The sequence below is a fragment of the Pseudomonas sp. PA-4-8C genome (genome assembly GCF_021606625.1).
Classification (GTDB): domain Bacteria; phylum Pseudomonadota; class Gammaproteobacteria; order Pseudomonadales; family Pseudomonadaceae; genus Aquipseudomonas; species Aquipseudomonas lactis.
Genome location: NZ_WKCD01000011.1, coordinates 49,532 through 58,748 on the forward strand (window position 1 = coordinate 49,532; position 9,217 = coordinate 58,748).

9 protein-coding genes are annotated in these 9,217 nt (G+C 58.6%); 3 read left to right on the plus strand and 6 right to left on the minus strand.

What is annotated here, in order from left to right; translation table 11 throughout:
- Positions 1-33: 33 nt before the first annotated feature.
- The 4 genes from GIW04_RS03920 to hemJ form a co-directional block, all read right to left on the minus strand.
- Positions 34-822 (minus strand): SDR family NAD(P)-dependent oxidoreductase, encoded by a 789-nt coding sequence (locus GIW04_RS03920; protein ID WP_003194680.1) that lies wholly within the window; start codon positions 820-822, stop codon positions 34-36.
- A 61-nt stretch (positions 823-883) separates the two neighbouring features.
- Entirely contained in the window at positions 884-1,840 is a 957-nt protein-coding gene (locus GIW04_RS03925) for a DUF805 domain-containing protein (protein ID WP_003194678.1), read from the minus strand.
- Positions 1,841-1,908: 68 nt separating this feature from the next.
- Complete coding sequence (locus tag GIW04_RS03930) at positions 1,909-2,871, minus strand: NAD(P)H-dependent flavin oxidoreductase (protein ID WP_120247562.1); 963 nt, start codon at positions 2,869-2,871, stop codon at positions 1,909-1,911.
- A gap of 24 nt (positions 2,872-2,895) precedes the next feature.
- Positions 2,896-3,324 (minus strand): protoporphyrinogen oxidase HemJ, encoded by a 429-nt coding sequence (hemJ, locus tag GIW04_RS03935; RefSeq protein WP_003194674.1) that lies wholly within the window; start codon positions 3,322-3,324, stop codon positions 2,896-2,898.
- Between the two features lie 134 nt (positions 3,325-3,458).
- Here hemJ and argC point away from each other — a divergent pair, with 134 nt between their 5' ends.
- Both argC and erpA read left to right on the plus strand, forming a co-directional pair.
- A complete protein-coding gene (gene argC / locus GIW04_RS03940) occupies positions 3,459-4,493 on the plus strand; it encodes an N-acetyl-gamma-glutamyl-phosphate reductase (protein ID WP_003194672.1) in 1,035 nt (344 codons plus the stop codon).
- 165 nt (positions 4,494-4,658) lie between these two features.
- Positions 4,659-5,009, plus strand: a complete 351-nt coding sequence (gene erpA, locus GIW04_RS03945) for an iron-sulfur cluster insertion protein ErpA (RefSeq protein ID WP_003176443.1) — start codon at positions 4,659-4,661, stop codon at positions 5,007-5,009.
- Positions 5,010-5,074: 65 nt separating this feature from the next.
- On the opposite strand, the gene GIW04_RS03950 is transcribed toward erpA, so the two are convergent.
- Together GIW04_RS03950 and GIW04_RS03955 are read right to left on the minus strand one after the other, a co-directional pair.
- Positions 5,075-6,166: an anhydro-N-acetylmuramic acid kinase gene (locus GIW04_RS03950; RefSeq protein ID WP_003194670.1), complete on the minus strand. Its 1,092-nt coding sequence runs from the start codon at positions 6,164-6,166 to the stop codon at positions 5,075-5,077.
- Between the two features lie 3 nt (positions 6,167-6,169).
- Complete coding sequence (locus GIW04_RS03955; protein WP_034133885.1) at positions 6,170-7,576, minus strand: peptidoglycan DD-metalloendopeptidase family protein; 1,407 nt, start codon at positions 7,574-7,576, stop codon at positions 6,170-6,172.
- A 209-nt stretch (positions 7,577-7,785) separates the two neighbouring features.
- On the opposite strand from GIW04_RS03955, the gene tyrS reads away from it, so the two are divergent.
- Positions 7,786-8,985 (plus strand): tyrosine--tRNA ligase, encoded by a 1,200-nt coding sequence (tyrS, locus tag GIW04_RS03960; RefSeq protein WP_003194666.1) that lies wholly within the window; start codon positions 7,786-7,788, stop codon positions 8,983-8,985.
- The last annotated feature ends 232 nt before the right edge of the window (positions 8,986-9,217 follow it).

Here is a 9,217-nt window from a genome sequence, read left to right on the forward strand (position 1 = left end):
CATCGTGAAAGTTAGGTGAGTGTACCCAGGCCGTCAGCGTGGGCAATAGGCCTTGTTGATGGCGCCGGCAATTTTGCGGGTCAGCCAGCGCGGGCTCAGGCGTGGGCTGAACGTCAGCCAACGGTTGCGGCGCCCGGGAATGATGATGGCTTTGTTCTTTTCCAGTGCGCGTACGGTGTAGAGCGCGACTTCTTCCGGGCTCATCAGTTGCTGGCTGCGGTCGAGTTTCGCCGTATCCATCTGTGCAGTGCCGAAGAATGCGGTGCGCGTAGGGCCGGGGCACAGCACTGACACCTTGATGCCGCAGGTCTTCAATTCTTCGCGCAACCCTTCGGAGAAGTGCAGCACGTAGGCTTTGCTGGCGTAGTAGCTGCTCATCCACGGCCCGGGCTGGAAGGCGGCGACGGAAGCAACGTTGAGGATTTGCCCACCGCCATGCAGGGCCATGGCATTGCCGAGTGCGTGGCACATGCGGGTCAGGGCCAGGATGTTGACTTCGATGAGGTCCTGCTCGGTCATCCAGTCCTGGGCCAGGAACGGCCCGCTGGTGCCGATGCCGGCGCAGTTGACCAGCAGGTCGATCTGCCGCTCACCCTCTTCGAGTTCCAGCAAAAAGCCGGACAAACGCAGCGGTTCGCCCAGGTCACAGGCACGAAACAGCACCTCGACGCCGAAGCGTTGGGTCAATTCCAATGCAATGCTTTCCAACTGATCACGCTGGCGGGCCACCAGAATCAAGCTGCGGCCGCGCCGTGCCAAGGCTTCGGCCAATGCCAGGCCGATGCCGCTGGAGGCGCCGGTGATCAGAGCGTAACGGGTCATGCCTTTCTCCATCGCAACGCCGCCGGCCCATGACAGTGCGTCACAGGCGGCGGGCGCTTCTTCACTGTTCTGGAGAGTCTACAGGTTCGGCTGCATCGTCAGCACTTTGCGCTGCGGCTTCATCAACGATAACGCTTTGATCGGCGTCTGCATCGGAGGTGATGGAGCTGCTTTCGTAGCTGCTGTCCATGTTGGCTTCAAGCTGGTCCAGGTAGCCGTTCATGCCCAGGGTAACAACGATGATGAGCATCAAAGGAATGAACGCCAGCCACAGCGAGGCCAGGATTTTCACCGCAGTGGAGTTGCGCGGTGGTGGCGCGCCGTATTGGTTGGCGCCCGTGTTGCCCGGCAATACCAGCAACAGCAGAGGGAACACACTGTTCACCAGCGGAACCAGGTTGAGCAGGTACAGCCAGCCAGACCAGCCCAGGTCATGCAGGCGCTGCACGCCGATTTGCACGCTCACCACTACCAGTGCCACAAACAGCGCGAAACCCAGCAGTGAGCCAATAATGATGGCGATGGTTGGCGAGGCTGTCGCCACTGCGAAGCCCACCGTACTGATGATGCCCGCTGCCACCAGCATCGCGACGGTCAGCGCCAGCGTCCAGGCCAGGTAGCGCAGGCGCCCGATGCGCCCGTGGATGGTGAACACCTTTAGAGTGGCGAACTCCGGCAGGTCCTCGCCAACGGCAGCGCGTGGCGGTGCATAAGGTGACGCGGCGGCGCGGTCAGCGGTTGACGAGCCTGTTTCGTGGGTTTCTGCCAGGCTGAATGCCACGGGTTGTTCGGCTTCGATGCGTGCGTCCACCCCGGCATTGTGCAGTGCCGTGAGGTAGGTTTCAGCGTCGGAGCGCGACAGGTCGCGCTTGAGCGCGACGGGGCGGCCGGTGAAGAGCTTTTCGATCGCTTCAACATCGCTTTTGAATAACTCGGCGAGGTTCAGCTTAGCGGTGGTGCTTTCGACACCTGGGCGCAAGGCTCCGTCAAACACAATCTTGAAACGGCTGTCGCTCATGCGGGCATCCTTGTCACTTAATCAGGGAGAGTATGCAGGCCTGTCCAATCGGCAGGCCTGCCAGTGGGTCAGCGTGGCCAGCGCAGTTGCGCGGCGTGCTCGCGTGCTTTGCGGTATTCGGCATCCAGGCGCGCTATGAGCTCATCCACAGTGGGTACATCATTGATCTCACCGACGCCTTGGCCAGCAGACCATACAGTTTTCCACGCTTTGGCCTCATCGCTCAATGGCTTGAGCTTGGAACCGAAGTTGACTTCACCTTTGCCTTGAAGCGCAGCAAGGTCAAAACCGGCATTTTCCAGGCTCTGGCGCATGAAGCTTGCAGGTACGCCGGAGACTGCTGGAGTGTGCACGATGTCGGCGGCGCGCGATGTGAGCAGCATCTCTTTATACGCATCCGGTGCCTGGCTTTCGGCGGTGCCGATAAAGCGCGTGCCGAAATAAGCGAGGTCTGCCCCCAGCACCTGGGCGGCGAGGATTTCGTGCCCATGGTTAAGGCAGCCCGCCAGCAGTAGCGTTTTGTCGAAGAACTGGCGAATTTCGGCAATCAGTGAAAAGGGGCTCCAGGTGCCAGCGTGGCCACCTGCGCCAGCGGCTACGGCAATGAGGCCGTCGACGCCCGCTTCAGCGGCTTTCTCGGCATGGCGTCGGGTGGTGACGTCATGAAATACCAGGCCGCCGTAGCTGTGAACGGCATCTACCAATTCCTTTACCGCACCGAGGCTGGTGATGACGATGGGCACCTTGTGTTCGACACAAATCGCCAGGTCGGCCTCCAGCCGTGGATTGCTGTTATGCACGATCAGGTTCACGGCATAGGGCGCAGGGTTGTCCAACTGCGCCAAGCCCGCTTCGATTTCTTCCAACCAGGCCTTGAAGCCACTGCTTTCGCGTTGGTTGAGCGCCGGGAAACTGCCAACTACCCCGTTGCGGCAGCAGGCCAGGACCAGTTGCGGATTGGAGATCAGAAACATCGGCGCGGCCACCACGGGCAGGCGCAGACGTTGTTCCAGCAGAGCGGGCAGCGACATTGGAGGTTCCCCGAGTAATTGAAGTTAGAACGGTTTGACCACGACCAAAATTACGATAGCCAGCAATATCAGAACCGGGACTTCATTGAACCAGCGATAAAAGACATGGCTGCGGGTGTTTTCGCCACGGGCGAAGCGCTTTACCTGTGCGCCGCACATGTGATGGTAGCCAATCAGCAGGACGACCAGGGTCAGCTTGGCGTGGATCCAGGCGCCCGACTGGAAAATGCCGGGGTTGAGGGCCAGCATCCAGATGCCGAAGACCAGTGTGGCAACCATCGCCGGGCCCATGATGCCCCGGTACAACTTGCGCTCCATGATGCTGAAACGTTCCTTGCTGACGGTGTCTTCGCTTTGGGCGTGGTAGACGAACAGGCGCGGCAGGTAGAACAGCCCGGCAAACCAGCAAACGATGCTGACGATGTGGAAGGCTTTGACCCATAGATAGAGCATTTTAGTTATTCCCAGGTTCACGGTAGCGAAGATAGTAGTGGCTCATGCGCCCGTACGTCACGTTGACGGTTGTCGCAGGACGATACGGCCCCTATTATCGACGGCTTTCCAGTGGGTTCGTTGAGGGCAGGTTTATGGTCAAGGTCGGTATCGTCGGCGGCACGGGTTACACCGGTGTCGAATTGCTGCGTCTGTTGGCTCAGCATCCGCAAGCTGAGGTGGTGGTCATCACTTCCCGATCCGAAGCCGGGCTGGCCGTGGCCGATATGTACCCGAACCTGCGAGGCCACTATGACGGTCTGGCGTTCAGTGTGCCGGACACCAAGACTCTGGGTGCCTGCGACGTGGTGTTCTTCGCCACGCCTCACGGTGTCGCCCATGCTCTGGCCGGTGAGTTGCTGGCGGCCGGTACCAAGGTTATCGACTTGTCGGCAGACTTCCGCCTGCAAGATGCCGACGAGTGGGCCAAGTGGTACGGCCAGCCCCATGGTGCGCCGCAGCTGTTGGAAGAGGCGGTTTACGGCCTGCCGGAAGTCAATCGCGAGCAAATCAAGCAAGCACGCCTGATTGCGGTGCCGGGTTGCTATCCGACAGCCACGCAATTGGGTTTCCTGCCATTGCTGGAAGCGGGCTTGGCGGATGTGTCGCGCCTGATCGCCGACTGCAAGTCGGGCGTCAGTGGTGCGGGCCGTGGTGCGGCGGTAGGTTCTCTGTACTCCGAAACGTCGGAAAGCATGAAAGCCTATGCGGTAAAAGGTCATCGGCACTTGCCGGAAATCCGCCAGGGCTTGCGTCGCGCTGCCGGCCAGGATGTGGGGCTGACCTTCGTGCCGCACCTGACGCCGATGATCCGTGGGATCCACTCCACGCTGTATGCGACCGTCACCGATCGCTCGGTAGACCTGCAGGCGCTGTTTGAAAAACGTTATGCCAATGAGCCGTTCGTCGACGTGATGCCGGCCGGCAGCCATCCGGAAACGCGCAGCGTGCGTGGTGCCAATGTGTGCCGTATTGCGGTGCATCGTCCGCAGGATGGCGACCTGGTGGTGGTGTTGTCGGTGATCGACAACTTGGTCAAGGGCGCGTCGGGCCAGGCGGTGCAGAACATGAACATCCTGTTCGGCCTGGACGAGAAGTTGGGCCTGTCCCACGCGGGGATGTTGCCTTAACGCGGGCTTACCGTTGCGCGAAAGGCCCGTTGATCGGGCCTTTTGCATTTTTAATGGTCGCTGGGCAGATTGATATACCGTAACAATAGTTGACCGCTTTTCTAGGAGAAGCGGATAATACCGGCCATTACGCATATGGCGGCGCTACGCCGGGAGATTATCAGCATGAGCGTTGAATCCTTCACCCCCACGGCTTTGCAATTCACCCACGGTGCTGCGCACAAGGTGAAGAGCCTGGTCGATGAAGAGGGTAATGATCGCTTGAAGCTGCGCGTATTCGTTACGGGCGGCGGTTGTTCAGGGTTTCAGTACGGTTTTACCTTCGATGAAGATGTGGCCGATGACGACACTATCGTTGAGCGCGAGGGTGTGAGCCTGGTCGTGGATCCGATGAGCTTCCAATACCTGGCGGGTGCCGAGGTGGATTATCAGGAAGGTCTGGAAGGCTCGCGCTTCGTGATCAAGAACCCTAATGCCACCACGACGTGTGGTTGCGGGTCTTCGTTCTCGATCTGATCGATAGCAGATACAAAAACGCCGCTTGGCTTTTACGGGCCAAGCGGCGTTTTGCTGTCTGGGGTTCAGGCGGGGTAGATCGCGCCAAGCACTCGAAGCCCACGTGCGCCAGTGACGCTGGGGCGATTGGCGGCAATGCCTTCAAGGCAGCAATGGGCCAGCCAGGCGAAGGCCATTGCCTCTACCCAGTCAGGATCTACGCCGTAGGCCGCTGTAGTGCTGACATGGGTGGAAGGCAGCAGCGCGGTCAGCCGGCTCATCAGTGCCCCGTTATGGGCGCCGCCGCCACAGATCAGCAAGGTTGTTGTGTCAGTCTGGGCGCTTTGCAGGGACTCGACGATGGTCAGGGCCGTCAGCTCCAGCAGGGTGGCCTGCACGTCTTGGGGTTCAAAGGCGGGCAAGCGGCCAAGGTGCTGCTGCAGCCAGGCCAGGTTGAACACCTCTCGGCCCGTGCTTTTCGGGCCCTTGGTCAAGAAAAACGGATCGCTGAGCAACGTGGTGAGCAACTGGGGCTGTACCTTTCCGCTGGCCGCCCATTGCCCGTCCCGATCAAAGTGTTCGCCGCGCTGCAGGTGAATCCAGGCATCGAGCAGCACGTTCCCTGGGCCGCAGTCGAAACCGGCGACAGGCTTGCCCGTCTCGATCAGGCTGAGGTTGCTGAACCCGCCGATATTCAATACCGCGCGATTGCCCGTCTGCTCGCCGAACAAGGCTTCATGAAAGGCAGGAACCAAAGGAGCGCCTTGGCCGCCGGCAGCGACATCGCGGCTGCGGAAATCGCTGACGACGGTGATGCCTGTGAGTTCGGTGAGGAGGGCAGGGTTGCCGACTTGAACAGTAAAACCTCGGGCGGGTTCATGGCGAATCGTCTGGCCATGGCTGCCAATCGCCCGAATGTCCTGAGGCTTGAGGTTCTGTTGATCCAGCAAGGCGTGGATGCCTTGAGCCGCAAGCGTTACCCACTGCTGCTGGGCAATTGCCGAGCGGGCGATTTCATCCGGGCCACTGGCGCATAGGCTCAGCAGTTCTGTGCGCAAGGCGTCAGGCATTGGGATATAGCGGGTGGCGATCAGATTGATCGCCGCGCCTTGTTCGATTAGGGCGATATCCAGGCCGTCGAGGCTGGTCCCGGACATCACGCCGATATAGAGCGGCATACCTTAACGCTTCGCCGAAGCCAGCAAGGTGGAGCGCTCTTGATCCATCCGTGCCATCAGCGGCTGGCTCTGTTGCATGAAGCGCGCGCGTTCGGCCTTGGCAATCGGGTCGGCCATCGGCAGCTTCTGGCCCAATGGGTCGACGTGTACGCCGTTGACCTGGAACTCGTAGTGCAAGTGCGGGCCGGTGGAGAGGCCGGTGGTACCGATGTAGCCGATCACTTGGCCCTGTTTCACGTTGCCGCCTGTCTTGACGCCCTTGGCGAACCCTTGCATGTGGCCGTACAGCGTGCGGTAAGTGTTGCCGTGCTGGATGATCACCGTATTGCCGTAACCACCACGGCGCCCCGCCAACAAGACCTTGCCGTCGCCCGCCGCTTTGATTGGCGTGCCACGCGGCGCGGCATAGTCGACGCCCTTGTGTGCGCGAATTTTGTTCAGAATTGGATGCTTGCGGCCCATGGAGAAACGCGAGCTAATACGGGCAAAGTCAACGGGTGTACGGATGAAGGCCTTACGCATGCTGTTGCCATCAGCCGTGTAGTAGCTGCTGTTGCCTTGTTTGTTGGTGTAGCGCACGGCGGTGTAGGTTTTGCCACGGTTTGTGAAGCGTGCAGAAAGAATGTTGCCAGTGCCGACCACTTTTCCGTTGGCTACTTTCTGTTCGTAGATCACGTCGAATTCGTCGCCTTGACGGATGTCCTGGGCGAAGTCGATGTCGTAGCCAAATACGCTGGCCATGTCCATGGTCATGCTATGCGACAGGCCCGCACGCGCGGCCGACTGCGACAGGGAGCTGTTGATCACGCCATGTACGTAGGCGGAACGCATGACGGGTTTGGTGGTGATTCTGTTGAATGCGAAGCCTTTGGCGCCTTTGCTCAGGCTGATGCTTTCCAAGTCACTGATGCTGGTGTGCAGGTTGTTCAACTGGCCGTCTGGCGTCAGCTCAAATTCAAGCTTTTGACCACGTTTGAGCTGAGTGAATTGCTTGGCTTGCTTATCGCTGGCGAGCACGTCATTTACAGCGGCGGCAGGCAACCCAACTTTTTCGAACAGGGTCGAGAGTGTGTCGCCTTTGCCCACGATGACTTCGCGATGCTGGGGACTCTTGGCTGCTGCAGGTGCTTCCTGGGCGGCTTGCTGGGTGTCTTCGGGTGTGCTTTCGATCTGGGCGAAAGGTGATTCAGTTGCAGTGTTTGTGGCTTGTTGAGCGTCGGAAGCGTCTTGATCTTGTGTCAGTTGTTCAACTGGGCTTTCCAGATCAAGGCTCAGGGATGTTCGTTTGGCTTCAACGTCACTGGAAGGGAATACCAGCAGTGCCAGGCTGAGAAGGGCGGCGATACCACTTGCGGCGAGCAGGTGGGTCTTCGGGTAAAGCGGCGGCGCTTTAGACGGTTCAGTGGTCATAAGTAATTTTGACTTTGAAGATGAAATGGAAAAGATGAATGACATGATGAAGATGAAATAACTGTATAAAATATAACCAAATCATCTGTGGCGCAAGCTCGCGAACGCTGGGCTTGCTGAACGGTGTCCGTGCGCAGGGCAAAACTTGTAATTAGTCCCTGATCTTGTATGGTTGGTTCCCTTTTGAATCTGAGCCTTGCGGGTCTGTTATGAAGTCGGTTGAAGAGCAGCTAGCGCTGATAAAACGTGGTGCGGAAGAACTGTTGGTCGAGTCCGAGCTGATCGAAAAACTCAAGCGTGGCCAACCCCTGCGTATCAAGGCTGGCTTTGATCCGACTGCGCCGGATCTGCACCTGGGTCATACCGTGCTTATTAATAAGCTGCGTCAGTTCCAGGAGCTGGGCCATCAGGTCATCTTCCTTATAGGTGACTTCACTGGGATGATCGGTGATCCAAGCGGCAAGAGCGCTACGCGCCCGCCGCTGACTCGCGAACAGGTGCTCGATAATGCCGAGACCTATAAGACCCAGGTATTCAAGATCCTTGATCCAGCCAAGACCGAGGTGGCGTTCAACTCCACCTGGATGGACAAAATGGGGCCGGCAGATTTCATTCGCCTGACTTCCCAGTACACCGTGGCGCGCATGCTTGAGCGCGACGACTTCGACAAGCGCTACTCGACCAATCAGCCAATCGCCATCCATGAGTTCCTTTATCCGCTGGTTCAGGGGTACGACTCGGTGGCGCTGCGTGCGGACGTTGAGTTGGGCGGCACCGATCAGAAGTTCAACCTGTTGATGGGGCGTGAATTGCAGCGCGCCTATGGTCAGGAGGCTCAGTGCATTCTGACCATGCCATTGTTGGAAGGCTTGGATGGCGTCAAGAAGATGTCCAAGTCCTTGGGTAACTATGTCGGTATCCAGGAAGCACCGGGTGTGATGTACGGCAAGCTGGTGTCTATTCCGGATGCACTGATGTGGCGCTACTTCGAGTTGTTGAGCTTCCGCTCGATGGACGAAATCAATGCGCTGCGTGCGGATGTCGAGGCGGGCGCTAATCCTCGGGATGTGAAGATCAAGCTGGCTGAAGAAATCGTTGCGCGCTTCCATGGTGAGGAGGCTGCGGCCAGTGCTCACCGTGCGGCAGGTAATCGCATGAAAGATGGCGAGCTGCCCGATGATCTGCCGGAGATTGAGCTGACTGCTGCCGAGGCTATGCCGATTGCGGCTGTGCTTAATAAGGCTGGCCTGGTGAAGAATTCGGCGGTAGCGCGTGATCTCTTGGGTTCGGGCGGTGTGCGTATAGATGGTGAGGTGGTTGATCGCACCTTTATATATGAGCTGGGCGCCACTCACGTTTGCCAGGCGGGTAAGAAGGCATTTGCGCGTATTACGCTCAAATCCGAATAAGTCTGAAATAGGTGTTGACGGCGAATTATATCTGTCTATAATTCGCCCCACTTCCGGCGCAGTCGAAACGGAAAACTCCTTGGTAAACAATGAGTTACGCAGTTATCGACAGCAAGTTGCTTCAGTTCATCGAAGCCAAAAGGAAGTTGAAAAAGAGGTGTTGACAGCAGCGTGTAACGCTGTAGAATTCGCCTCCCGCTTACGAGAGATCGCAAGCGCAAGTGGTTGAAGT